The following is a 24,437-nucleotide window of genomic DNA, read 5'->3' on the forward strand; positions in this document are numbered from 1 at the left end:
GCATGGTTTTTTATCAATATACGATGCGGGTGCCATTTTTAAAAGAGCCAATTTGGCGGTAAAAAAAAAGCCAAGACCGGTTTTGGGAAAAAACCGGTCTCCTGATCGCTTGCTTACACATCCCGCAGATCCCCCAGCGCGATGCCTTCTTCCACGGCAAACTCAAAGTCCTCGATATCATAAAACTGGATGGGAATCATGTACTCCAGCATCCGATCCTGCCAATCGGGCTGATCGGTCAGCAGAGGCGCTTCAAAATGCATGGCGGTCAGCATCTGTTCCGTTTCTATCGGATCGAACAATTCGCCCCACATGGCGTTGTCATCCACTTTGACGATCGTCAGGGTTACGCCGTTTTGAAAAGGGAAGGTGACGGTGGACATCGGCGCCACCAGATGTTTCTCCATTTTCTTCCTTTTAAACGGATCGCGGAAAAACTGGATCATCTGCTCGATGACCAGACGTACATGTTTATCATCTTCCGGGTTCTGCATGATCGGTTCGGGAAGGTGAACCAGTTCATCCAGTTCGTAGATTGTCGAAACCGGGATAAGGTATTCCACGGGACATGCGGGGGTCATCAGTTCCCCATAGATGGCCAGCATGACGGCTTCGATCACGAATTGTTTTGGCATTTCGACAACCCTCCTCGTTACCATCATACTGAAATCGCTTGTCAACAACAACCCTCCCCGACAGGGCGGTAGCGGAATGGACCATCTGCCCGCATTGAAGCGGCGAAAACAGAAAAACCGGCCGGGGCCGGTTGTACGAACTGTATCGTTGCCTGCGCGGTGAAGCATTGACGGCAGGGGTGCGAAGAAGGCAGGGCGGCGCGGCCTCCCTATTCAATGGACATCGTGCGATCCGTGCGGGTAAACCAGCGGAACGGATTGAGCGACCAGCGCGGCTGATGCTTCTCGTATCGCTGCTTGCGGCGGGTGAGCCGCTGATGCATCAAATCCATTTCAAAGGTAACCCGTCTCATCTCCAGACGCAGCGACTCCTGCATCTCCTCGATATCGGCGATCTTTTGCAGGATGGTGCTTTGCAGCTGGTTCATGGCGGATAGCTGGGCGATCTCTTTCTGGAATTGGAACAGTGTCTCCTGTACGGTCATCTCCATTTCGTGAAGGGCGGTCTGCAGCCCGTGCCTGTCCAGTCCGGCTGCCGCGTCATGCTCATCACCGGCGGCAATCTCTCGGGCGGAGAGGATCTCTGCCGGCAGCTTGCCTTCTTCCACCAACTGGCGCTGGATGTCCCGCAGCGAGGCGTTGCCGGCGTCTTTCCGTTCCTTTACCTCTTTTAGCAGCGCAAAGCCGACTTCGCTGATCAAATAATGCCCCTGGGGATTCTTCACCCGTTCCTGTTCCGGCACGAACATGTCCAGCCAGTTGCGCAGCGTGCGGACATGCACATCGAGACGATCGGCCACTTCCTTGGAAGCCATCCATACTTGTACATCCATCCCAATCACTCCTTGCGAGAGTCCTGTGAGAGTTTGAATTACGCCCATTATAGCACCAATTTTTCCCGGTAATGGAAAATCGACAAAGGTTCTGAAAAGTAGTGGTGATTCGGGCAATCCGGACAGATTGACCGCATTTTGTCAAATCATGCGGAAGAGGGGGAAACGCTGCAGCTTGCCGTGCCCCCTGGAGAGATTCCGGGTCAATGGGGGTTACCGGCCAAGGAGATTCGTTCTCATATCGATGGCAGGGGGCGCGTAGAATGGGAAGGAAAGCTGTCCCATTCACGGGAAGGAAATGAGGGCTTGAAGCGTGGAGTTGCTGCATGCATCATCGCTGATACTGTTTGGTGCGGTCCTGTCGGCGAGCGGAGTGGGAGGGCTTCTGATCTGCCTGCGCAGAAGCTGGTCGCAGCATGCGCTTGCCATGATGATCGGTGCGGGGGGCGGGATGCTGTTCGCCATCACGGTGTTGGATCTGCTGCCGCACAGCATCGGGAACGAACGGGGATCGTTCGTGCCGCTGATCCTGGTGGGGTTCGCCTCCCTCCTGATGATGGAGCTGCTGCAGGGAAACGGGATGAGACAGGGAGCCGACGGGCTGCTCGGCGTCTACCTGGGGATGTTCACCCATGCCTTTATGGAAGGCATGTCGCTGTTGGCCAGCTACCGGGTGGATGTGCAGTTGGGGCTCTCCCTCCTGTTGGCGCTGCTGGTGCACAAGGTTCCGGAAGGCATTACCCTGGCATCGCTCATATTGGCTGCCACGCGCAGCAGATGGCTGGCGCTTCTTGGTTCCGGGTCGCTCGGTCTCGCCACGCTGTTCGGGGGAGTGGTCATGCTGCTGGGGGCCGGCTGGTTGTCGCCCCGCTGGTCTCATGCTGTCCTGGCCCTTGCCACCGGTGTCTTTCTTTATGTGTCGGCGAGCCATCTTGTTCCCTTTGTCCGCAGCAGCGGCCGGATTCAAGCCGGACTCTGTTTTTTTGCCGCGATGCTGGTATACTTGCTCCTCTCTCTCTTCGGTTACACCGGCGTTCATTCCCATGCATAGGACCGGCCTCCTTGTCCCATGCTATGAACAAACTGTGCAATCCAAGGAAAAGGAGTCGATCGGCATGGGTCAACCGCTTTTTGAAAAAAGGGAGCCGTTACATATGCAGGCTGAGCTGCCGACCGAAGGAACGCCGCTCAATCCGGTGGAGGAGGCGTGGGCGTTCGATCACCATGCGGCGGCGGCTCCAGATGACAAGCTGGCAGACAGCATGCAGCAGGGAGAGTAAGCGGATTCCCCTTTTTCTGACCAATTCCCCGTGCTTGTCCTCGTAAGATGACGGAAGATCGGTTATAATGGCAGGGGAGAATAATGGAAAAGGGGTAGAAACCAATGGAAACCTTGTTAAAAGGAAAAAATATTCTCATCATGGGCGTAGCCAACCACCGCAGCATTGCATGGGGAATCGCCCAATCCCTCTCGAAAGCGGGCGCCAACCTGCTCTTCACGTATCAGGGGGAGAGACTGCGCGAAAACGTGGCCGAACTGGCTGCGACCTTGAACCAGCCGGAAACCATCCTGATCAATTGCGATGTGACCAAGGATGAAGAGGTTGCCGCCGCCTTCGCCCAAATCAAGGAAAAAGTGGGCGTGCTGCACGGCGTGGCACACTGCATCGCCTTCGCCAAGACGGAAGAGCTGGAAGGGGAATTCATCAACACCTCCCGTGACGGCTATGCGCTGGCGCAGGATATCAGCGCCTACTCGCTGGTGGCTGTTGCACGCGAAGCCCGTCCGCTGATGACAGAAGGCGGCAGCATTGTGACGCTGACCTACCTCGGCGGAGAGCGGGTTGTCCCCAACTACAACGTGATGGGCGTTGCCAAGGCGGCGCTTGATGCCTGCGTCCGCTATCTGGCGAGCGATCTGGGCAAAGAGAACATTCGCGTAAACGCCATCTCCGCCGGACCGATCCGCACCCTGGCGGCAAAAGGCGTGCGCAATTTCAACTCGATCCTGAAGGAAATCGAAGAGAAAGCGCCGCTTCGCCGGACCGTGGATCAATCCGACGTGGGGGATACGGCCCTTTTCCTGTTCAGCCATCTCTCCCGCGGCATTACCGGGGAAATTCTTCACGTGGACGCAGGCTACAGCATCATGGGCCGCTAAGCGGGAAGCCACGCATAATAGGCTCCTTTCCGGGCACGTTAGAAAAAAACGGTCTGGAAAGGAGCCTTGCTTATGTATCCGATCATTACGTCGTATGACGAATTGTTGTACTATTTGGGGCGTCCCAACGACATGATGCCACCGCTGGCTTCAGAAGAAGGGGCGTCAGCGGCCCATCTCGCCGATGAAGCGGGAGATGCGGGTCGTTCTGCCGAAGCGCTCCCGGGGGATGCCGATAAATAACTGGCGGCGGGCCCGGGTAATGGCGACGTACATCAAGCGGCGTTCTTCCTCCAGGGCCTTCGCGCTGCCGCTGCGCAGCTCCTCCAGGGCAAATTCGTGCGGAAGCGCCCCCTCCACCAGATCGGGGAGGAAAACGGTATCGAATTCCAAGCCTTTCGCGCGGTGGATACTCATCACCTGCACACTTTCTCCAAGCGCTGGCGCACTTGTGCGCCGCGCTTTTTCTTTGTCCGTCATCGCCGCCACATGGGCGAGAAAGCCGGGGATGGTGGCATGGCGCTTGGCCGCAGCGAGCAGCTGCTGCAGATCATCGCTCGTCCGGGTGCGGGTCTGGCCGGCTCCCTCCCTGGACCGCTTTTTGACATAGTCGCGCAGCCTGCCGTCTTCATAGATCAGCTCCAAGGCCTGGGCGGGCGAGCAGGAGGGCACGGCAGCCAGGATCTCGCCCACCTTTTGCAGGTGTTGGCGCTGGTATCCCTTCAGGCCGGGAAGACGGGGAAGCACAGCGAGCAGCGGCTTATCATCCAGGATCGATTGGCTGCGCAGCGCATTCCACTGCTCATGGGCCAGGTAAAGGGTGGGCATGATCTCCCGCATGGCCCCCGCGTCGTCGGGATTGAGCGCAAGGCGGAGGTAGCCAAGGGCCCAACGAACGGCCTGCTTTTCGTAAAAAGGCTCATCCTCGTGGATAAACCGGAACGGAATATCAGCTTCCATCATGCGTTCCAGGATGGGCCGCGCCGATTCACTGGTGCGGAAAAGGACGGCAAACTGGCTGAGGGAAGCGCCGGACGCCCGCTGGTGAAGAATCTCGTCAACCATGCGGGACGCCTGCTCTTCTTCATCGGCCGGGTAAAACAGAAAGCTTTCCCCCTCGTCGGTATGAAACGATTTCAGCTCCTTTTTCCAGCGGGCACGGTTGTTGCCGATCAAGGAGTAGCCGAGCCCCACGATGGTGGAACGGGAACGGAAGTTGACTTCCAGCGTAATGGTCTTCGCATCCGGATAATCCTTCGTAAAGCCGAGGATATATGCCGGACTGCTGCCGCGAAAGCCGTAAATCGACTGATCGTCATCCCCGACCACGCACAGGTTGTTCTGGGGGGCGGCCAGCAGTTTGATGGTTTCGTACTGGACGCGGTTGATATCTTGAAACTCGTCGATCATCACATACCGGATCCGCTCCTGATACCGGCGCCGTACCTCCTCCTCCCGCAGCAGCAGCTCATAGCAGCCGCACAGCATGTCGTCAAAGTCAAACCAGCCGTGGTGGCGCTTCGCTTCCTCATAGTGCGGATAGAGAAGGCGGGCCCGCTCTTCTTCATCGCTGGCGAACGGAAGGGAGGAGAGGTCGGCAGGCAGGAGATACTCGTTTTTCCAGCGGCTGATGATGGCAAGCACCTCCTCCAACTCCGCCTCCTTCATGTCAGGCTGCTGGGCCTGGTGAAGCGCGCCCGTCTCCAGCAGCAGGCGTCGTTTCTGCCAGTTCTGCTTCAGGAGGCGATGCGGAGCCCACCGCTGCGGCTGATGGTGGGTGAGGATCCGGTAAAAGATGCTGTGAAAGGTGCCGCTGACAAGCGCCTGCGCCTGCTGCCGGGATAGCTGGGCGGAAAGCCGCTGCTTCAGCTCTTCCGCCGCTTTGGTGGTGAAGGTGACCACCATGATGGTACGGGGATCCACGCCCTGTTCCCCGATCAGGTGGGCGCAGCGCGCGGTCATCACCCTGGTTTTGCCGCTGCCCGCCCCGGCCAGGATGAGCAGAGGCCCTTCCGTCGTATGGACCGCCCGCTGCTGCTCGGGGTGCAGGCAATCATCGTTCCGGCCGGTCCAGGCGGGGATCATCCGCTTGGGGTTCAAGCGTTCCCGGTATCCCGGTCGGGGCATGGCCGATTCTGCCATGGTCTGGCTGATCGGGCGGCGCTGGGGAAGCCGGAATGATCCCAACTCCACCGCTGCCGCCGCTTCTTCTGAAGGGAGGGAAGAAACGGTGTGGACGGCTTCTGCCGTTTCCGACGGCTGCTCGGCTCCCTGCAAGGGGCAGTGAGTGACGGTCGTGTGGAGAAAATAGGGATCGGCGCTGATGCCGGCGATGAGGGTGAGCGCGTCCCCGCATCCGGGGCAGCGAATCTTCCCTTGGGCCGCCAGCAGACGCCAAGCGGGGATGCGTTCGTATGTATCCGCGTGCAGCAGGATGGTTTCACCGTTGATGACTGCGAACTTCATGGCACACCTCGTACAAAACGTCCCTTCTATCCTATCAGAATCAGCGGCAGAAGCAAGGGCTTGACGGGGGATTTTCTCCCATTTGGAAAGCAGGCGGATGGCGTGCATGAAGACGATGGCGGCGTCCCGTGACTGCCCGATTTTCTCCGACCTAAATCGTAATTATTATGATTTATATTGACTTGTGGCGGACAGTGGAGTAGGCTTGAAAATGATAAATAAGAATAATTACGATTTGAACAGGAGGAGCAGAAGATGGAGACAACAGAAAAAAAGGTACCGGTTACCGTCTTGAGCGGTTATCTTGGTTCCGGCAAGACCACGATTCTGAACCATGTGTTGAACAATCGGGAGGGTTTGAAGGTTGCCGTCATCGTGAACGACCTGAGCGAAGTGAACATCGACGCCGATTTGATCAAGCAGGGCGGCGGTGTCTCCCGGACGGAAGAAAAAGTGGTGGAAATGTCCAATGGATGCATTTGCTGCACCCTGCGTGAAGATTTGCTGAAGGAAGTGGAACGGCTCGTAAACGAAGGGAACATTGACTATATCCTGATCGAGTCAACCGGAATCGGAGAGCCTGTCCCCGTGGCGCAAACATTTACATACGTGGATGAACAAAACGGCATCAACCTGTCCGCCATCTGCCGATTGGATACCATGGTAACGGTCGTGGATGCCTATCGATTCTGGCATGACTTCTCATCGGGGGAGAGTCTCCTGGAACGTAACCAGGCTGTCGATGAAGGGGACACAAGGGAAGTGGTTGATCTGCTGATTGACCAGATTGAGTTTTGTGACGTTCTCATCCTGAACAAGTGCGATCTGGTGGCGGAAGAGGAACTTGCCGAGTTGGAAAGAGTGCTGCGGAAGCTGCAGCCAACCGCCAGGTTTATCCGGACAAGTCACGGAAAGATTGATCCGAAGCAGATTTTGAACACCCATTTATTCGACTTTGAAAAAGCGAGCCAATCTGCAGGATGGCTGCAGGAACTGCAAAAAGCGCATCATACGCCGGAGACGGAAGAATACGGAATCTCGTCTTTCGTCTATCGCCGCCGCAAGCCCTTTCATCCCGCAAGGCTGCACCGTTGGCTTGAACAATGGCCGGAGAGCGTGGTAAGAGCCAAAGGCTTTCTCTGGATTGCCACGCGAAACGATTGGATCATAACGCTCAGCCAAGCGGGGCCATCCATTCAAATCGGCGCCTCCGGATATTGGATCGCTGCACTGCCGGAAGAGGAGAAGCGGCTTGCATTGGCGCAATACCCGGATTGTCTGGAAAACTGGGATGCGCAGTATGGCGACCGCATCAATGAGCTGGTCTTTATCGGCATCGACATGGATAAGGAGGAGATCATTCGTTCATTGGATGCGTGTCTGTTGTCGGAGGCGGAAATGCAGGCGAATTGGTCTGCCTTTGCTGACCCGCTGCCCACCGGTGAAGCCACCGTGGAGACGCTCGAAGCGTGATCGCAAGAGAGTTACACTGAGTGAAAATGGTCATCAGTGAAGCGCACAAGGGACATCGAGCGGCAACAGAAACCGTGATGGTTGGTTCCACTTGGCAACGGTAATGCGAAATGTTAACTCTCCGTTTTCTTCAGCGAATAAGAGAGACGAAACAATGAAAGTCAAATAAAGTCTGTGCTAAAACAAGGCACAATGCAGATTTCCTTCTTTCAGTGGTTGACTGGACAACTCACACAATAGAGGAATATCTGCGTTTTTTCAATGTCTAGCACGGTTCATGGGATGAATTATAGTAAGTTATGTTAGGAAAAACAAGTTTAATTAAAAAGCTGTCAATCGTCTGAGAAAATGTCACCTTAACTCGTCCGAGAAAATGTCACTTTCGAAGTAGTTTTTGAGCCACCGTCAGGTGGCTTGGACTGTCGTTGATTTTGTGTTATTCTGAAGTTGGTTTTGGTTCCATGGTTTTCTCCATGGATGGTTGGCGGCAGGTTTGCGTGGCAACGCAGGCTCCGCCTTTTTTGTTTCGACGATCTTGCGCTTGGGTTTTTCTATCGCCCTCAGCTGTAGCGGCTGACCTTGGTGCCACAAGAACACTTCGCCGTCAAGCGTCTGCCGCACTTCAACGGTCATTCTGGCGTCGAATCGGAATGGAGCAGGCTTGGCAAGTGTGTAGACGGTTCCGTTATACGAGAGAGTGTTACCGGGCCCCAGTTGCCGGTACTCCCGAATCGTGAAGACATGGTTCAGGTTGACGGAAGGATCGAGCGGTACGTAAGCCGATTCCACCTCCTTCGGCGCAACGGCGAATTTGCGATTATGCTTTTCCAGCAGCTTGGGTAGCGCCGCATTCGCTTCCTCAATCGTCGTGACGCCAAGCAGCCTTAGCTCGATAACCAGGCGATCCTGGAACGTCACCCACAGTCGCTCCACGCGTCCCTTGGCTTGCGGTGTGATGGCCTTGATGTGCTCGATCTGAAGCTCCGCCATCGCTTTACCGAAGTGGGAGAGAGGTTTCGTCTCGCCCGCCAGTTCTTGCTCCACGGTCAGCTTCTCGTTTGGCGAACGGAAGATGGTGTGTCGATCACTGTACAGGCCAAGCGGCACGCCGTACTTCCGGATCCCCTGCTGCATAACCAGACAGTAGCCTTCTCGACATTCCGTGGGTCGGAACACGGCGCCGACAACGGTGCCGGTCGCATCGTCAATGGCAGCATGCAGCGTGAAGGCGGGCGCCCGATCCTCCAGCCAGGCGTATGAGGTTGCATCAATCTGCCAGAGCATCCCGGCTTGCGGTTTACGCTGGCGTGGCTGATGGGTCTTGTTGCGCCGCCGCTGCTTGGCTTGTTTGATCCCTTTCTCCAGCAGAATGCGCCGCACGCTGGATGGACTGAGTTGGATGGATTCGTGTTTCTCAAGAAGCTCCGCAAAGTGGCAGTTGTTGCTGCCTTGGTACTTCGTCAGGTATAGCGCTGCCGTCCGTTCCTTCACCTCGTCCGTTAAGGCGTGTTTCGGCTTTCTCCCCAGGTTGCGATGTACCATCGCCTGCCCTCCCTCTTCCTGATATTTCTTCTTTAGCCGAATCACTTGCCGTGTTGTCAGTCCGAGTACCGTTGCTCCTTCCTGATTCGTCATTCGTCCGTCAAGAATCTTCTCCACTACAAGTACCTTCTTCAGTTCTGCTCTGGTCAATGTCACTGTCTCCTGTCCCATGGTGACATTATCTCAGAATACTTATACAGTGACATTATCACAGCACAACAACACCAAAGTTTAATTAAAAAGCTTGTTATTGCTTAGCATTGTTGATATTATATAATATTTACATTTTTACCTATTCAAATGTAATTTGATGTGTTATCCTGGTTTTAGAATAAGGGTAACAGGTGATATCTATGATGCAACAAGAGAAGAAATACACTGTTCTTGACTTGTTTTGTGGTGCTGGAGGCATGTCGGAGGGATTCATTCAAGCAGGTTTTCTTGTGCCTTTTGCAAGTGACTATAGCAAAGAAGCAAAAGAAACCTATACTCATAGGCATAATCAATTAGGATATGAATTGAATTTTTTTGATGATGATATTGTTAAACTCTCTAAAAAATCGCTCTTATTAGACTTTTTGAACGGTACCGATGTTGATGTGGTTGTTGGTGGCCCGCCTTGTCAAGGATTTAGTCTTACAGGAAGAAGAGATGAAGATGACCCTCGAAATCTGTTATTTATGGAGTTTTTGAAAATCATAAAAATAATTAGACCCAAATATTTTGTGATGGAAAATGTAGAAGGAATATTATCGTATCGTCTAAAAAATATAAAGGGAATTTCTGGGGCAATCTATGAAAATATGCTGGTTCCTGACGTTATCCAACAAGAATCCTTTAAAATGGGGTACCGAGTTCGTTATCAGTTATTGAATGCAAAGGACTATGGTGTGCCACAGAACAGACCGCGAGTCATTTTTTTGGGAAATCTACTCGAAAAACGAGGGAGAAGAGTTCAAGATAAAGTACCACAACCAAACTTTCCAGAAAAAAAAGGCAAAATCGTTACTGTACAAGAAGCCATCTCTGACTTAAGTTTCTTGCTTAATGGGCAAGTTTCAGAAAAATATGCAATAAATTGTAATATTACGGAATATCAGTTAATGTTAAGGAATGGATTGACACCAGATATTAATGGAAAAACTATAAAGGCAAACGTTCTAAAAAATCATCAAGCTTCAAAACACCAAAAAAAGACCGTTGAAAGATTTAAAAAGTTACAACCAGGAGAAAGTATTGGAGAGTTGTTAGAGCGTTTAGAATCAGAGGAATACAAATACTTTTATACAAAAAAGTACAGATGCTCAAAACTAAATAAGGACTCTATTTCACCGACTGTATTGACGCTTCCTGACGATATTGTTCATTATGATGAAAATAATCCTAGGATATTAACTGTAAGAGAATTTGCAAGGTTACAATCTTTTGATGATAGCTTTGAGTTTAAAGGAAAAAGAACAACTGGAGGAAATAAGAGAAAGTTTGAAACACCACAATATACTCAGGTAGGCAATGCAGTTCCTCCATTGTTTGCAAGAGCAATTGCCGAAAAGATTATGGAAGCACTTAAAAGAAACGAAAATAAAGATAGTATACCATCCGATAGGTATCTAATCACTATTTAGATTTTGTTGTCCTCTTTTTGAACAAGTAAAATATATTGTGAGGTGATGATCTTATGCCCTTTTTACACTTTGAATCTTCAACAAATATAAAAGACTTAGTTGGTAGGAGACTTGTAACTAACAAGATTTCAGCTATTTTCGAGTTAGTAAAGAACTCCTTTGATGCAGATGCAGAGTCAGTTACGATTAGTTTAGATATCGATAATGATACCTTAACTATTTCGGATAATGGAAAAGGAATGAGTCTCTCCGACATAAAAACAAAATGGATGGTAATTGGTACTGATAATAAAAAGGGTGTTAACTACACTGAGAAAGGAAGACCTATAAATGGTGAAAAAGGTATTGGAAGATTTTCGGTTGACAGGCTTGGCAGATATTTAACATTAATATCTTCCACTGGCAAAAATGGAGAAACAATTAAGATGGAGTTTGATTGGCAACGATTTGAGGATCAGAAAGATACTAATCTGAATCAGATTGAAATTGAATATGTTTTTCTAAAAACGCCTAGGGATAAAGGCGTCGATTTAATTATCTCGGGCTTAAGAGATATTTGGAGCAAACCAGAAATTGAGAGTTTAGAGAGAAAACTACGGGGGTTACTTTCACCCTTTCCTAAAACATATAATGATTTCAAAATTATTCTAGATTGTAAAAAGTTCGGTTACGTTTCAAAAGAATTAGAACCCTATAACTTGAAAGATATAAGTTCCTTATGGATTGATATGAAAATTACCAAAGAGGATTCGACAAGCATTAGTTATTCACTTTACAGGAACGGTGTAGTTATAGAAGAAAAAACTTATCCAAACCCGTATAATTTTGGTCCTGTTAAACTCATAGTATATTCATTTAATGAAAATGATAAAAGATCATTTTACTATAAATTTAATGAGCACGTTAAAAATTTCGGTAATATTAGAATTTATAGAGATTATTTCCAAATATACCCATATGGCGAAAATGACAACGATTGGCTAGGGATTGATATCAGAAAAGCTCAAGGTGTCTTCCGTAATTTGGGTGTACGGGATCTAATAGGTTATATACAAATATATAGGGAGCATAATCCAGATTTTATAGATGCCACAAATAGGCAAGGATTAGAGGAAAACCAGGCGTTAGAAGATTTGCGCACCTTTTTTAGAAAGGAAGTTCTCCCTAAGTTAGAAGAGTACTTTTTTCTTAAAAAATTCAAAACAGAGGAAAAAGAACATGTACGTAATAGAGAAGATATCACAAAAGCAACTAAAAGTTTGAATGCTATTGCCAAAGATTTGAAAAGAACATTACCAGAAAAAGCTCAGCAAGTATTAGAATTGACGAAAATTATTCAAGAAAATAATCAAAAACAAGATAAAATTATTAGAAATCAACAGCAGTTGGTAGAAGTATATAAAAGAATAGCAAGCAAAGAAACATTACTTCATGGCATAATACATCAGGTTTTAATTAGACTGCAAAATGTCGAGGCTGCAGTTTGGAATCAACGTGATGATGTTTCCAAATTCGAGTTGCCATCAGATTTACATGATCTTCTAGAGGAGTCTCAAGATTTTATTCTATCCACTACAAAGGAAATTAATGATTATCTCTTAAGTGCACGAAATTATATCTTAAGAAAACGTGAAAAAATAACAATTAATCTCTATGATCAACTTCAAAAAGTCTTCAATGCTCATAAGCACTCACTTGAAAATGAAAAAATAAATTATACTATTATAGGATCACAGTCAATAAATATGAAATTTGATTTAAATGATTTTAAAGTAATATTTGAAAATCTCATATCAAATTCAAAAAAATCTTTGGCAAAAGTTCATGATAGACCTAGAGAAATTGAAGTAAAGTTTGAGGTTACTGCCTACAAATTGAATATCTTTTTCAAAGATAATGGAGTAGGCATTGAAAAAAATGCAATTTCACATATCTTTACTCCATTTTATACTACAACTGATGGATACGGTATGGGCCTTGCAATAGTGGATGAACTTGTTAAAACCAACAATGGCGAAATAAATCTTATAAAGCCGGTTGATAATGAACCAGGTGCAACATTTCAGTTGAGCTTTAATTTAGGAGGATAAGGTAAAGGAGGGAAAAAGGCATTGGATATCCAGAGAAATGTACTGATTGTGGATGATTCAAAAAATTTACGGAGAGATATTCAGCAATATGAGTCGATTTTTAGACAATTAAAATTAGCGCGTGGTTTGGACTATAATCTTTCTTTTGAGAGTACTCCAAAATATGAAGAAGCAATTGCATTAATTAGTTCTAGTAAGCATGTCTATGATGTTCTATTAATTGATTACGATTTATCTACTGCTGGAAACGAAAAAGATGGTATAGAACTGGTAAGAGAAATAAGAAAAGGAATCAATAAGCATTGCAAGATAATTTTCTATACAATGGGATTTTTAGATGACTTATTTCCTGATCGTAAAGATATGGTTAGATTCTTCAACTGTGGCGTCTATAAGTTTCTCCCAAAAGAACTTGAGACAGATAGCTTTGACACTTTTGGTTCAAGAACCCACCAATTAAGAGTTGAGGCTATAATCGAGGCAATTAAAGATATTGATTATGTTCAAGTTTCTTTAGAGAGATATTTTGTTGAGTACAGCGATCTAATTAGTGATGAAAAAATTATTGTTGACGGATCTGAATACACTATTGAAGAAATTATTAACCATATTAGAAATGACGATATTATTGGTGAAATTTACAAGAGTAACCTAGCTAGATCTTTGATATTACACAATATTGCTTTCAGAGGGAAATGATGAGAATTATACATTTTTTTCCTAAATCAAAGGCATTAGGGTTTCTGGATAGTTTTAAAGATTTCTTGCATTCTAACTATGAAGAATTGTATAACCATTTTTCTAGAACAGAAGATTTTTATGGAATTCTTGACTCAAGAATATATTATACTGACATTATAGTAATAACAGCTCACGGTTATCCTGATTACATTGTTGGAGAAGAGGTATCAGGTGAAGCTGTGTTACTAACTTTAGAACAATTTCATCGATGCAAACACTCTTTTATTTTTGCATTTTCCTGCTCCACAGGTGATTTGGGAGCACAGATTTGTCGAGAACACAAAGCAATTGCATATCTTGGATTTAATGACATCATTGATCTGGTGGTTAAAACTGAAGGACAAGCCTACAAAAATGAATTGAAAAAAATCTTGAGAAAAATATATAACGATTCTTTATGTAAGTCGTTTACTGAATTCTTAGCAAATAATTATAATATAGATCAGTTTGCCAGACTAATCTCAAAAAATTTAGAATTAAGCTATTCGCTAATTTTAGCAATGTCTCCAGAGCAATTAAAAATTACTTTCAGCTTACCTCAAAAAGTTGTCGATGAGCCGAAGTTTTTAAAAATATTACAGACCGATTTGTTAACTACTATAAATAGTGTGCGAAAACGAATTGTAATACATGGTGAACCAGAATTTATTCCTTGGCTATTTATTGACACCAAAGATAAAACAAGAATAGAACAGTTGATTAGTAAGATAGAAAAATCAGTGTTTAAGGATAGTTATAATAACTACTATAAATATTTTCTTTTAGGGCATTTATATCGAGCGTTGGGCATTGCTTCAGAGTCAAAGAAGTTTTTTAGATTGGCTTACTCTTTGAATAGTGAATATATTCGCTTAAATAGCTATCTAAACGATAATGAGATAGAAGAATTAATTCAGACTGGCTAGGTAATCGGTTAGATACATAATACTGCTCTAATCCCAACTATGGTCAAGTAGTCTATATTGTAGTGTAGTGTTTAACGAAACTGTCGATCTCGATAATGAGATCTAATAATTTCCGAATTTAATGTATTTTACTTAGTTTTTTTCTCATATGAGCACGTGTATGATGCTTTCTCTTTCAACTCAAAATTCCTTCGATAGATAGGGACTTGTCTTACTTCAGAAGAATTTGTCTAAAATGATGGTGTTTCGTCTAAATAATCATTGAAGTATGCTGTAAGTAAAGAAATGAACGGTCAAAGACCCGCAGGATTGGGTCTGTCAAGGGTCTGTCAATGATTTTGTGTAAACTCCAATAGCCGTTAGGCTCAGCGGAGATATGGTTGAACTCGCTCTGGAAACTGAACGGATAGTTGCAACAGAATTTGGCCCCAGTTCTGAACTCTCCCCGTCCACTTTCGTAACACATCCATGGTTGCCAGGTAGAGCATTTTGAGCAGGGCTTCGTCTGTAGGGAAAATGGCTTTTCCTTTGGTGACTTTCTCAGTTGGCGATGGTAGCTCTTGATGACATTGGTTGTGTAGATCAGCTTGCGAATAACTGGTGAGTACTTGAAGAAGGTGGAGATTTCTAGCCAGATCGTTCGTCAGGAACGAACAATAAGGGGGGACATTTGTCCCCATGTCTACTCGAATTGTTCCAGTTCTTCCAAGGTGGCCTCTACCGTGATTCGACCGGTTACTGACCGACATTGTTGTAATTGTAGTACACGTATGGCGTCTTCGGCGGTTTTACGGGCGTTATCTTGTCCGCCACCAGCATGAGAAATTCATTTCCGTCAAGGGATGTCAGCTTCAAGGTGCCTGTTACCTTGACCCAACTGTCGTTGGGAAACTTTTTGGCATCGGGGGACTGGATCAGGATCCCCGTGACCGAAGCGTCCGCGGTACAGCAGGATACCGAAAACCTGGCCGCCACGAACTCGTTCGCCTTGAAATCGGGCTGTCTGTAGACGAAACCCATCGTCTCCAGTTTGCGGCCGTTAAATTCCTTGACATAGATATCAAGGATGGTCATGGCGTCCAGATAGTTTTGGTCATTGATTTCAATGACCGGCTGCTTATAAAAGGAGACGGCCATGTCGGTATAAAAGTCGCCAAAGCCTTGATCAAACATCTTGCGCAGTTCCTGCTCGGTCATGGGCTTGGTTGATTTGTCCGTTTCCGTTGTCGTTTTGGGCGCGGCAGCCTGTTGTGTCGGGGCGGCAGCAGGGGGAGCCGCCGTCTTTTCCGGCTGCGATTTTTTGATCTGCTCCTTTAACGGACTGTTTGCCATCAACTCTTTCGCGTTCCCTTGCAGCAGGTTTACGCCCTTCATCTCCGCCACCGCGGAACCCAACAGCTTATTGGGAAGCAGGAAGCCCATCGCTAAAGGCAGCACAAACAACCCATAGACGATGGTCGTTTTCCAGAAGCCTTTCGGCAGGGAATGCGCTTCCCCGCAGTCGCATTCCGCACGGCGGGTACCGGTAAGGGCCTGCACGAAGCAGGAAATCGTGAGGATCACCATGATGCAAAGCGTGACATAGGTCAATCCCTGAAGCCGGGGTGCCAGATAATAATTGATCTCGCCGGTCAGCAGCAGCTTTCCCAGCAAAAATGAGAATCCCAGCAGGATCAGACTCCGCAGCAAATAATGTTTGGTTTCACTCATTGCCTGAACTCCTTTCTACAGGGGAAGCCATAAGGTGAACAGCAACACCAGCACCGTGACGATGGCGATCAGCTTTACCACAAACGAAAAACGAAAAGCGCTGAACAGCATGAGCGTATTTTTCAAATCAATCATCGGACCAAAGACAAGGAAAGCAAGGAGCGAGCTTTTGGAAAAAGTTCCTGCGAAAGACGCCGCGATAAACGCATCTGCTTCCGAGCAGAGCGAGAACACATAGCCAAGTCCCATCATGGCCAGGTGGGCAGTGAGCGGTGTTTGCCCGATGGACGCAAGCGTTTCTCTGGAGAAATAGACTTGCAGAATGGAACTGACCAATGCACCGAAGATCAGGAATTTCCCCATATCAAAAAATTCATCCACCGCATGCCTGAAAGTGGCCCCGATGCCGGCTGATCGTGCTTCCGCATGTGCGATCTCATGCTGGATCTGCCTGTCAACCCCCAATTTTAACGGGTTTTGACGGTGAAACATCCACAGCAGCAATCCGGTCAGCATGGCGACGACCAAAGCGAGCAGACTGCGCTCGATCACCATGTCCGGCTGCCTTTGAAACGCGGTATAAGTGGCGGCCATCACGACGGGATTGACGACCGGACCGGCGAGCATAAAGACGATCCCGATATGGGCCGGCATGCCTTTTTGAATGAAACGCCTTACAATGGGAACGATGGCGCACTCGCAGACCGGAAACAGAAATCCCAGCAAAGCGGCGAAGGGAAGGGCGATGAAAACGTTTCGGGGAGTCCAGCGCCGCACCTGTTCATCTTTCACAAATGTTTGAATCAGCGCGGAGAAAAAAACGCCGAGGAGCACAAAGGGGATCGCTTCCAACAAGATGCTGAGAAAAAGGGTTTTTACATCAAGCAGACGAGGAGAAAGCGAAACGGATGAAAAAGGGAAGCGGCCGTTGTTTCCGGACAGCAAAAAGAATACCGCTATGCCAACAAGCAGGGCTCCGATGATATCGATGACGAAATGACGCAGCCTGAGCAGCAAGAATATCCCTCCTTACCACATTCGGTCCCTCTAATCATACTTGCTGGAAAGTATAGAATACAAGCCGTGAAAAAAGAACCGTATTTACAAGTTCCTCAAAAAAATGTATAGTCTATAATTGCAAAGAACAAATCGTAATTATTCTTATTTACGAACGGAGTGAGAAAGAGATGCCTCAATCTTTCAAAAAAGCGCTGGGGATCGCTTTGCTGACCAGTATGGTGCTGGCTGGATGCGGTTCCACCAGCAGTCAGGGCGAAAACAGCCAGTCCGGCGACAGCCCGCAAAAAATCAGCGTCGTTGCCACGTTCTATCCGATGTACGATTTCGCCAAAAATGTGGCAGGTGAGCATGCGGATGTGACCGCGCTGGTTCCCGCAGGTGTAGAGCCGCACGATTGGGAGCCTACCCCCAAAGACATCCAAAGGATCGCTGACGCCCAGGTGTTTGTGTATAACGGCGGCGTTGAAGGCTGGGTGGAAGATGCGCTGAAAAGCGTCCAAAACAAGAATCTTGTGGTCGTGGAAGCCTCCAAGGGCATCGAATTGATGGAGGGCGTGGAAGAAGAAGAGGAGGAGCACCAGGAAGGGGAAGATCACAGCCATCTGGACCCGCATGTCTGGCTGGATCCGGTTCTGGCCCAAAAAGAGGTGGAAGCCATCGCGCATGCACTGGAGCAGGCTGATCCCGCCCACAAGGATGACTACCGTAAAAATGCCAATGCTTACATCGCGCAGCTGCAGTCTCTGGACAAGGAATTTTCCGCTGCGCTGTCGTCTGCAAAGCGGAAAGATTTCGTCACACAGCACGCCGCTTTCGGGTATTTGGCCAAACGTTACGGACTCACCCAGATTCCGATCTCGGGATTGTCGCCGGAAGAGGAACCGTCGCCGTCCAAGCTGGTTGACATCGTGAAATTTGTGAAGGAACACCAGGTGAAAACCATCTTCTTTGAAACGCTGGCAGCACCGAAAGTAGCCGAGACGGTAGCGAAGGAGACCGGCGCCAAGACAGCCGTCCTTAACCCGATCGAGGGCTTGACCGATGAGGAAAAAGCAAAGAACCTGGACTACATCGGCGTCATGAAAAATAACCTGGAAGCCTTGAAAACCGCCTTGAACGAATAAATCTCCCCACCATGAAGAACAAACAAGAACGCCTCCGTTTCCCATGAACGGAGGCGTTTCATATAGTTACTGGGCTTTCATCAGCACGTCATCTTCATCCCCCTGCGGCTTGTTCTCCTCCACCTGGGTGATCTCGACGCGGGTGATGCGGTGATTATCCAGCTCGGATATGGTAAAGAGATAATTTTCATGCTGTACCGATTTGCCCTTGGCCACTTCTTCGTTCAGTTGGCTGTAGAGCCAGCCGGCAATGGTATCCACGTCATCCGAGTGTATCTCAACGGGAATGTAGTCGTTCAATTCGGTAAGAAGCGTTTTTCCGGAGACGGACAACACATTGTTGGTTGACTCAATCTCGGGACGCTCATTTTCATCGAACTCATCCTGGATTTCCCCGACAATTTCCTCCAAAATGTCTTCCATCGTGATCAGGCCTGCAGTCCCGCCGTATTCATCGATGACGATAGCCATCTGGGAGCGGCGCTTTTGCATCAGCCGCAGCACATGGCTGATTTCCATCGACTCGGGCACGGTAAGGACGGGGCGCAGGAAATCGCGCAGATTGGCTTCCCCTTTGGTCAGCGCGGACAGGTAGAAATCGGTGGTATGAACAAAACCAATGATCTGGTCCTTATCCTCATGGGCGACAGGAAAGCGGGAGTGGCGCGACTCGCGCATGATCTCCAGATTTTCCTCAAACGTGTTATCGTCATACAGGCACACCATATCGATGCGCGGAATCATAATCTCGCGGGCAAGGCGTTCCGAGAATTCAAACACGTTGTCCACCAGCGCCATTTCCGTCTGGTCAATATGGCCGCTTTTGTGGCTCTCATTGACGAGCAGCCGAATCTCTTCTTCCGTATGGGCCGATTCGTTTTCTGCGGCCGGTTCGATCCCGATGCGTTTCAGGAAGAAGTTGGATGTGCCGTTTAACAGCCAGATGATCGGGTAGCTGATCTTATGGAAGAACATCAACGGCGCGGCCGTCCAGAGAGAGGCGGATTCGGCCTTCTGGATGGCAAGCGATTTGGGAGCCATTTCCCCAAAGATAATATGCAGGAATGTAATGAACGAAAATGCGACGGCCACCGAGACCGGTGTGACCAGATATTCGGGCATCCCCAGCCAGTTGAGAAGCGGATGCACCAGGTGTCCAACCGCTGGCTCCCCAACCCAACCCAAGCCAAGCGAGGCCAGTGTAATCCCCAGCTGGCAAGCGGACAGGTAAGCGTCCAGCTTCTGCGTCACTTTTTGCGCGTATGCGGCTCTTCGATTGCCTTCGCTTACCAGCTGGGCGAGGCGGGTTTGGCGAACTTTCACCAAAGAAAACTCTGCTGCGACAAAGAAACCGTTGAGGAGAACCAAAAAAACAACAAGCAGCAGTTTTAACAAGATCTCCCCTATACTCTCGTCCAAGTAGATCTCCATCCTTTCGAGTGAAAGGAGGAGAATTCACCTCCCACATTCATTCAATTTGTGTCTTAGCGTTGATGGGTGAACGACAGCGGACCGTTCGGACGGCCGCTTCGCTCGTTTACACAATAGTATAGCAGGTAAAAAAGCAAAGAGTCAAAACCGTGCGATTTGGCTGGCAACCGATCTGACGGAAATAGAGCGGGTGACCTCCTTTTCTTTGGTTCCTGAGCGGTGAAGCGCGCGCGTGGGAGGACATACCTCTTTTTTGCCCGCATAGGATAGGAAATGGACGGCATCATGATCCGAAATGGGGTGAGCGCATGAATGGGATAAACAAGGCGGTAACCGTTCTCCTCGGCAGCGTGCTTGTCGGGGTGGGCGTCAACTGGCTTCTCATTCCCCACCGGCTGATGGATGGGGGGATGATTGGCATCGGGCTGTTGGCGAAGTATTATCTGCAGCTCTCGCCCGGGCTGATCATGCTGGCGGTCAGCATCCCCATCTACGGGATCGTCTTTCTCTACGACCGTTCCCTTTTTTACAACAGCTTTCACGGTTTGTTCCTCACCTCCTTTTTTATCGACCTGCTGTCGCCGCTGCGCGCGTGGAACCCGTTCCCGATCGAGGTATCGGCGGTGACGGGCGGGGTCATGATCGGGGCCGGTATCGGCAGCATGCTGGCTTATCGGTCCAACACGGGCGGAACGGATTTGCTGGCCCAGTTCCTGGCGTATCGCACCGGCATTCCGGTGGCCCTCCTGATCCTGCTGATCGATGGGGTGATTGTGGTGGGGTCGTGGGAAGCGATCGGCACCTACCGAATGGTCTTTTCCGTGATCACGATCATGGCCGTCGCGGCGGCTACCCATGCCTTCAGCCGGATTGGCAAACCGAAGGACAGATGGGAAATCGTGCGACCGCCAAGAAGGTAACCGGCGGTGGATGGCGAAAATATGGGAAATGGAAAAACAGGAGGAGTAAACCGTGCCGACCAATGCTGCACCGGTCATGATCAAACCGCATATCGGCTATTTTCCCGGCAGCGTCAACATCGGGCTGCTGCTGGGCGATACCGGCGCCATCCTGATCGATTCCGGCCTTGATACGCAGACGGCCAAAAAAATAAGAAAAGGATTGGACGAGCTTGCCCAACCCTTGCGTGCGATTATTCAGACCCATTCGCATGCGGATCACTTCGGGGGAAACGCTCATCTGCTAACCGTTTTTCCGGAGGCGGTTGTCTATGCGCCGCCGTTGGAAGAGGCCGTTATACGCTATCCCATTCTGGAGCCCGTTTATCTGAATATGGGAGCCGTGCCGTTTGAAGAGTTGACAAACAAGTTTCTGCTGGCGGAAGCCTCCCGGGTTGACCGGTTGCTGCCTGCCAGCGGGGAGATAGAGATCGACGGACTGAAGCTTGACGTCCTGCCTCTGCCCGGCCACAGCTGGCAGCAGGTGGGCATCGTCTGCGACAACATCTGCTTTGCCGCAGACGGCTATTTTGGCGCGGATACCCTGGAGAAGCACAAGCTGCCGTTTCTCGTTGACGCCCATGAGACCCTTCTCAGCCTGGACAAGCTGCTGAAAACGCATTACGAGGGCTATGTGCCCGGACATGGGCCGTTTGAGCGTTCCATCGAGCAGACCGTCATGAAGAATATCCGCTGGCATCGCCGGATTCTGGAAAAGATCGAGGAGATGCTTGCCGAGGAGGAATGTACGCTGGAACACTTGCTTGCCCGACTGTGCGGGGAACTGCAGATTTCCATCGGGAACATGACAAGCTATGTGCTGTACCGGACGGCTTTGATGGGGTATCTGGCAGGGCTTCTGCGGGAAGAGCGGATCTGCTATCGCTTTGACGCCAACCGGCTGCTGTGGCGGAAACGGACGTAACATACGGACGCAGACACCGGACAGCGTTTACTCGGCTGGCGGCGGGGAGGAGAGATAGTCGGCGATTTCGGCCAGCTTGTGGAGGGCGGCCTCCCTGATCGCCTGCGGAATGTACAAAATCTCTTCATCCGCCAGGTGCATGTAGAACTTGGCTTCCAGATAGGGCTGGCCCAAACGGACGCTGATCTCCCCCTTGCCGGACGGAGATTGGGTGTAGCTGGTGGGGATGCGGAGAAAGTAAGAGGTGGAGGTAGCAGAGTCGTAGATGACGACATCGTAGGTCGGGGTGTTTTCGCCGCCGGCTCGGTAAAAGCCTTGCTGCCGCAGCATTTTGTCCACATAGGAGAGCGGTTGGACGACACCGGTTAACGATTTGCTTTTCAACTGCATGCGCAGTCCTCCTTGATTGGGGGTTCATTTGCCATTATGTATATGTAAACGCGCAACCAAACAGACGTATTCGTAATGAGGAGGATAGGATGGAACAGAAACGCGCTGATTTGCATACTCATACCCTTGCATCGGACGGAACCTGCCCCCCTGCGGAAAACGTCCGTCTTGCCCTGGAAGCGGGGCTTGCCGCCGTCGCCATTACCGACCACGATACGGTAGGCGGCATTGCGGAAGCGGTGGAAGCAGGCGAGCGCCTTGGGATCGAAGTGGTGCCCGGCGTGGAAATCAGTTCGGCGGCCAAGGGACAGGATATCCACGTACTCGGCTATTTCGTGCCATACGGGGATGAGGCTTTTCAAGCGGAGATGGCGAAGCTGCGGGATACGCGCCACGAACGGAATCAAATGATGATCGCCCGGCTGCGGGAATTGGGAATCGATATCACGTTGGAGCAGGTGTACGAACGCAAGAAAGGAACCGACAAAACCATCGGCCGCCCGCACATGGCGGAGGTATTGATGGAGCTTGGCGTCGTCGGTTCCATGGAGGAAGCCTTCGAGAAGTACCTGGGCAAGGGGGGGCTTGCGTATGTCAATCCGCCCCGGATCTCCCCGCAGGACGCGATCCGGCTGATCAAACGTTTCGGAGGGGTTGCCGTGCTGGCCCATCCGGGGCTGTATGACGACGATGAGCTGGTGGAAGAGCTGATTGTATTTGGCTTGGACGGTATCGAGGTCTGGCATCCCGACAATGATCAGGACGACCGGAAAAGCTATATCCGCCTGGCGGAAGAATACGGGCTGGTGATGACCGGCGGATCCGATTTTCATGGCTGGAGAGGCGAAGAGCCGTTTCACGCCATGCTGGGCGCTTCGACTGCCCCGACGGAAGCCTTGGATCAACTGCGCAGGATCGCCAGGCTCAGACAAGCATGAGGAGCGGTCTCGAAGCATCCGGCGGGAAGAAGATCCATACAGCTGTCCAAAAATAAACCGGGCTGCATGGTCAACATGACAGCCCGGTTTTTCCTGCTTGATCAGGAGAGCGGCTTTTCCATGGAGATATGGGGAATCCCTGCTTCTTCAAAGACGTCGCCGATCGGGGCATAGCCCAGTTTTTCGTAGAAACGCCGGGCATGACATTGGGCATTCAGCTTCAGCTTGCGATAGCCGTTCTGCCTTGCAGCCTCTTCCATTTCCTGCATGATCAGGCGGCCAAGACCAGTCCCGCGTTCCCCGGAGAGGACGGCCACGCGTTCCACCTTGCCCACGCCAGGCGCGTAGGGACGCAGCCGGCCGGCGGCAACCGGAATGTCTCCCGCATAGGCGACGAAATGCAGCGTCGGGGTCCCGGCTTCGTCATGTTCGTCAATCTCCAGCTCTTCCGGCACCTGCTGTTCCTCGATGAAGACGGTGCGGCGGACAGACAGTGCATCCCGCTTCTCTTGATCCGTTTGGACCTGACGGATCTCATACGTCTTGGGCATGGGATTCATCCTTTCAACGGGAAATGAGAACGACCCTCCCACAGCGTGGAAGGATTGGATGCGAACCGTGCGTTACTTGCGCAGCAGGAAGGTCTGGTAGACGCTCCAGATGCCGTCTTCCAGCTGATAGACGAGGTGAAAACGGTCGATCTCCGACGACAGGTCCAGCTTCACCATGCTCAGCTGGCTGGTCACGTCCTTCAGCTCATCGTCGGCCAAATCGCGCCCGATGGTCAAATGGGGCACATACGCGTAGGTCTCCTGCTGGTTCACGCAGTGCTCCATGATTTTTTTATGCAGGGTCTCGTATGGCTCCTTGTTTTGGATTGCAAAAAAGATCACGTTGCTGGTGGGATGGAAGCTGGAGATACGGTGGAAATGGGTGGTGAAGCTGTCTGTGCTGCTGGCCACTTTTTCCAGGTGGGAGACAAGCTCCGGCAGCTTGGCTTCCTCCAGCTCAAACGTTTCTTTTAAACGGATATATGGAGGTATTAACGCATAGGCGGGATCATACCGTTTCCGGTAAGAGTTGGCCACTTCCTGTACCTTGCTTGACGGGAAAACAACAATACTGTACTTCATACGGAATCCCTCCTTAAATGTATTACCCTCTGCATGTCCCCTGACGAGGCGGACGATCCTGTGAAGCAAAAACGCTTTATCTATTTTAGCAGAAATTTCGCCACCTGTGTAATTTTATACCCTCCCTCGTATATTCCTCCCGCTCCGGGAAAGAATGGAGTAACGGGAGGTATAACGATGGTGAAGATGGCCATATTGATGACCTGTATTTTTCTGATCTTATTGTTTCTCTCTTTTCTTACGTTTTCAGTGCTCACGGCAATCCGGAAAGCGGAGTTTGAGGAAACGCTGTTGTCCCCGGCACGAACCGGCGAGGAAGCGGAGCAAGACGAATGA

23 protein-coding genes and 1 pseudogene are annotated in these 24,437 nt (G+C 49.9%); 13 read left to right on the top strand and 11 right to left on the bottom strand.

The genetic code is table 11. From position 1 onward, the window contains the following. Positions 1-113 precede the first annotated feature (113 nt). Positions 114-635, bottom strand: coding sequence for an ADP-heptose synthase (locus G3578_RS09595; RefSeq protein ID WP_165212000.1), 522 nt, complete (start codon positions 633-635; stop codon positions 114-116). Between the two features lie 209 nt (positions 636-844). Then, on the bottom strand, positions 845-1,468 hold the full coding sequence (locus G3578_RS09600) for a MerR family transcriptional regulator (protein ID WP_165212003.1): 624 nt from the start codon (positions 1,466-1,468) through the stop codon (positions 845-847). Positions 1,469-1,781: 313 nt separating this feature from the next. Between G3578_RS09600 and G3578_RS09605 the strand changes: the two genes are divergently transcribed. The 3 genes from G3578_RS09605 (at position 1,782) to fabI (ending at position 3,629) form a co-directional block, all read left to right on the top strand. Next, positions 1,782-2,519, top strand: coding sequence for a ZIP family metal transporter (locus G3578_RS09605; protein WP_346773986.1), 738 nt, complete (start codon positions 1,782-1,784; stop codon positions 2,517-2,519). Between the two features lie 64 nt (positions 2,520-2,583). Continuing rightward, positions 2,584-2,748: a hypothetical protein gene (locus G3578_RS09610; protein ID WP_165212006.1), complete on the top strand. Its 165-nt coding sequence runs from the start codon at positions 2,584-2,586 to the stop codon at positions 2,746-2,748. Positions 2,749-2,852: 104 nt separating this feature from the next. Further along, entirely contained in the window at positions 2,853-3,629 is a 777-nt protein-coding gene (gene fabI / locus G3578_RS09615; protein WP_165212009.1) for an enoyl-ACP reductase FabI, read from the top strand. A 165-nt stretch (positions 3,630-3,794) separates the two neighbouring features. Here the strand turns inward: fabI and G3578_RS09620 are convergent, their stop codons facing one another. Further along, positions 3,795-6,095 carry a UvrD-helicase domain-containing protein gene (locus G3578_RS09620; protein WP_165212012.1) on the bottom strand — a complete coding sequence of 767 codons (2,301 nt, stop codon included), beginning with the start codon at positions 6,093-6,095 and terminating at the stop codon, positions 3,795-3,797. Positions 6,096-6,350: 255 nt separating this feature from the next. On the opposite strand from G3578_RS09620, the gene G3578_RS09625 reads away from it, so the two are divergent. Beyond that, positions 6,351-7,568, top strand: a complete 1,218-nt coding sequence (locus tag G3578_RS09625) for a GTP-binding protein (protein ID WP_165212015.1) — start codon at positions 6,351-6,353, stop codon at positions 7,566-7,568. Between the two features lie 405 nt (positions 7,569-7,973). Here G3578_RS09625 and G3578_RS09630 read toward each other — a convergent pair whose 3' ends face one another. Then, the gene (locus G3578_RS09630) at positions 7,974-9,260 is read right to left on the bottom strand and encodes an ISNCY family transposase (protein ID WP_165212018.1); all 1,287 of its coding nucleotides are present in this window, start codon (positions 9,258-9,260) and stop codon (positions 7,974-7,976) included. Positions 9,261-9,463: 203 nt separating this feature from the next. On the opposite strand from G3578_RS09630, the gene G3578_RS09635 reads away from it, so the two are divergent. The 4 genes from G3578_RS09635 to G3578_RS09650 are packed head-to-tail and all read left to right on the top strand — an operon-like array spanning position 9,464 to position 14,471. Beyond that, complete coding sequence (locus G3578_RS09635) at positions 9,464-10,735, top strand: DNA cytosine methyltransferase (RefSeq protein WP_241254547.1); 1,272 nt, start codon at positions 9,464-9,466, stop codon at positions 10,733-10,735. Positions 10,736-10,788: 53 nt separating this feature from the next. Further along, positions 10,789-12,825, top strand: coding sequence for a sensor histidine kinase (locus G3578_RS09640; protein WP_165212021.1), 2,037 nt, complete (start codon positions 10,789-10,791; stop codon positions 12,823-12,825). Positions 12,826-12,846: 21 nt separating this feature from the next. After that, positions 12,847-13,524 carry a response regulator gene (locus tag G3578_RS09645; RefSeq protein ID WP_165212024.1) on the top strand — a complete coding sequence of 226 codons (678 nt, stop codon included), beginning with the start codon at positions 12,847-12,849 and terminating at the stop codon, positions 13,522-13,524. Beyond that, positions 13,524-14,471: a hypothetical protein gene (locus G3578_RS09650; RefSeq protein WP_165212027.1), complete on the top strand. Its 948-nt coding sequence runs from the start codon at positions 13,524-13,526 to the stop codon at positions 14,469-14,471. The genes G3578_RS09645 and G3578_RS09650 overlap by 1 nt, the downstream gene beginning before the upstream one ends. Positions 14,472-14,836: 365 nt before the next feature. Here G3578_RS09650 and G3578_RS20890 read toward each other — a convergent pair. The 3 genes and pseudogenes from G3578_RS20890 to G3578_RS09665 form a co-directional block, all read right to left on the bottom strand. Beyond that, positions 14,837-15,195, bottom strand: a pseudogene (locus G3578_RS20890) (transposase); the annotation flags it as partial. Between the two features lie 11 nt (positions 15,196-15,206). Further along, positions 15,207-16,181, bottom strand: a complete 975-nt coding sequence (locus G3578_RS09660; protein ID WP_165212030.1) for a TIGR03943 family putative permease subunit — start codon at positions 16,179-16,181, stop codon at positions 15,207-15,209. A gap of 15 nt (positions 16,182-16,196) precedes the next feature. Then, positions 16,197-17,198, bottom strand: a complete 1,002-nt coding sequence (locus tag G3578_RS09665) for a permease (RefSeq protein WP_165212033.1) — start codon at positions 17,196-17,198, stop codon at positions 16,197-16,199. Between the two features lie 170 nt (positions 17,199-17,368). Here G3578_RS09665 and G3578_RS09670 point away from each other — a divergent pair, with 170 nt between their 5' ends. Continuing rightward, complete coding sequence (locus G3578_RS09670; RefSeq protein WP_165212036.1) at positions 17,369-18,325, top strand: metal ABC transporter substrate-binding protein; 957 nt, start codon at positions 17,369-17,371, stop codon at positions 18,323-18,325. Positions 18,326-18,391: 66 nt separating this feature from the next. Here G3578_RS09670 and G3578_RS09675 read toward each other — a convergent pair whose 3' ends face one another. Continuing rightward, entirely contained in the window at positions 18,392-19,756 is a 1,365-nt protein-coding gene (locus G3578_RS09675) for a hemolysin family protein (RefSeq protein WP_165212039.1), read from the bottom strand. A 308-nt stretch (positions 19,757-20,064) separates the two neighbouring features. Here G3578_RS09675 and G3578_RS09680 point away from each other — a divergent pair, with 308 nt between their 5' ends. Next, complete coding sequence (locus tag G3578_RS09680) at positions 20,065-20,676, top strand: YitT family protein (protein ID WP_165212042.1); 612 nt, start codon at positions 20,065-20,067, stop codon at positions 20,674-20,676. Positions 20,677-20,752: 76 nt separating this feature from the next. Continuing rightward, positions 20,753-21,640, top strand: a complete 888-nt coding sequence (locus tag G3578_RS09685; RefSeq protein WP_165212257.1) for an MBL fold metallo-hydrolase — start codon at positions 20,753-20,755, stop codon at positions 21,638-21,640. A gap of 27 nt (positions 21,641-21,667) precedes the next feature. Here G3578_RS09685 and G3578_RS09690 read toward each other — a convergent pair whose 3' ends face one another. Next, positions 21,668-22,030 (bottom strand): YugN family protein, encoded by a 363-nt coding sequence (locus tag G3578_RS09690; RefSeq protein ID WP_165212045.1) that lies wholly within the window; start codon positions 22,028-22,030, stop codon positions 21,668-21,670. An 89-nt stretch (positions 22,031-22,119) separates the two neighbouring features. Here G3578_RS09690 and G3578_RS09695 point away from each other — a divergent pair, with 89 nt between their 5' ends. Continuing rightward, entirely contained in the window at positions 22,120-22,968 is an 849-nt protein-coding gene (locus G3578_RS09695; RefSeq protein ID WP_165212048.1) for a PHP domain-containing protein, read from the top strand. Between the two features lie 101 nt (positions 22,969-23,069). Here the strand turns inward: G3578_RS09695 and G3578_RS09700 are convergent, their stop codons facing one another. Then, entirely contained in the window at positions 23,070-23,519 is a 450-nt protein-coding gene (locus tag G3578_RS09700) for a GNAT family N-acetyltransferase (RefSeq protein ID WP_481752734.1), read from the bottom strand. A gap of 72 nt (positions 23,520-23,591) precedes the next feature. Continuing rightward, positions 23,592-24,101 carry a 2'-5' RNA ligase family protein gene (locus tag G3578_RS09705; RefSeq protein ID WP_165212054.1) on the bottom strand — a complete coding sequence of 170 codons (510 nt, stop codon included), beginning with the start codon at positions 24,099-24,101 and terminating at the stop codon, positions 23,592-23,594. A 177-nt stretch (positions 24,102-24,278) separates the two neighbouring features. Between G3578_RS09705 and G3578_RS20710 the strand changes: the two genes are divergently transcribed. After that, positions 24,279-24,437 (top strand): hypothetical protein, encoded by a 159-nt coding sequence (locus tag G3578_RS20710; RefSeq protein ID WP_206529601.1) that lies wholly within the window; start codon positions 24,279-24,281, stop codon positions 24,435-24,437.

Origin of the sequence: Brevibacillus sp. SYP-B805, assembly GCF_011059135.1 — a bacterium.
In the GTDB taxonomy this organism is placed as follows: Bacteria; Bacillota; Bacilli; order Brevibacillales; family Brevibacillaceae; genus Brevibacillus_F.

Excerpts from the sequence above, each read along its gene's own strand:
- G3578_RS09595 (WP_165212000.1), bottom strand. The coding sequence starts at position 635 with ATGCCAAAACAATTCGTGATCGAAGCCGTCATGCTGGCCATCTATGGG.
- G3578_RS09600 (WP_165212003.1), bottom strand. The coding sequence starts at position 1,468 with ATGGATGTACAAGTATGGATGGCTTCCAAGGAAGTGGCCGATCGTCTC.
- G3578_RS09610 (WP_165212006.1), top strand. The coding sequence starts at position 2,584 with ATGGGTCAACCGCTTTTTGAAAAAAGGGAGCCGTTACATATGCAGGCT.
- fabI (WP_165212009.1), top strand. The coding sequence starts at position 2,853 with ATGGAAACCTTGTTAAAAGGAAAAAATATTCTCATCATGGGCGTAGCC.
- G3578_RS09620 (WP_165212012.1), bottom strand. The coding sequence starts at position 6,095 with ATGAAGTTCGCAGTCATCAACGGTGAAACCATCCTGCTGCACGCGGAT.
- G3578_RS09625 (WP_165212015.1), top strand. The coding sequence starts at position 6,351 with ATGGAGACAACAGAAAAAAAGGTACCGGTTACCGTCTTGAGCGGTTAT.
- G3578_RS09635 (WP_241254547.1), top strand. The coding sequence starts at position 9,464 with ATGATGCAACAAGAGAAGAAATACACTGTTCTTGACTTGTTTTGTGGT.
- G3578_RS09640 (WP_165212021.1), top strand. The coding sequence starts at position 10,789 with ATGCCCTTTTTACACTTTGAATCTTCAACAAATATAAAAGACTTAGTT.
- G3578_RS09650 (WP_165212027.1), top strand. The coding sequence starts at position 13,524 with ATGAGAATTATACATTTTTTTCCTAAATCAAAGGCATTAGGGTTTCTG.
- G3578_RS09660 (WP_165212030.1), bottom strand. The coding sequence starts at position 16,181 with ATGAGTGAAACCAAACATTATTTGCTGCGGAGTCTGATCCTGCTGGGA.
- G3578_RS09670 (WP_165212036.1), top strand. The coding sequence starts at position 17,369 with ATGCCTCAATCTTTCAAAAAAGCGCTGGGGATCGCTTTGCTGACCAGT.
- G3578_RS09675 (WP_165212039.1), bottom strand. The coding sequence starts at position 19,756 with ATGGAGATCTACTTGGACGAGAGTATAGGGGAGATCTTGTTAAAACTG.
- G3578_RS09680 (WP_165212042.1), top strand. The coding sequence starts at position 20,065 with ATGAATGGGATAAACAAGGCGGTAACCGTTCTCCTCGGCAGCGTGCTT.
- G3578_RS09685 (WP_165212257.1), top strand. The coding sequence starts at position 20,753 with ATGATCAAACCGCATATCGGCTATTTTCCCGGCAGCGTCAACATCGGG.
- G3578_RS09690 (WP_165212045.1), bottom strand. The coding sequence starts at position 22,030 with ATGCAGTTGAAAAGCAAATCGTTAACCGGTGTCGTCCAACCGCTCTCC.
- G3578_RS09695 (WP_165212048.1), top strand. The coding sequence starts at position 22,120 with ATGGAACAGAAACGCGCTGATTTGCATACTCATACCCTTGCATCGGAC.
- G3578_RS09700 (WP_481752734.1), bottom strand. The coding sequence starts at position 23,519 with ATGCCCAAGACGTATGAGATCCGTCAGGTCCAAACGGATCAAGAGAAG.
- G3578_RS09705 (WP_165212054.1), bottom strand. The coding sequence starts at position 24,101 with ATGAAGTACAGTATTGTTGTTTTCCCGTCAAGCAAGGTACAGGAAGTG.
- G3578_RS20710 (WP_206529601.1), top strand. The coding sequence starts at position 24,279 with ATGGTGAAGATGGCCATATTGATGACCTGTATTTTTCTGATCTTATTG.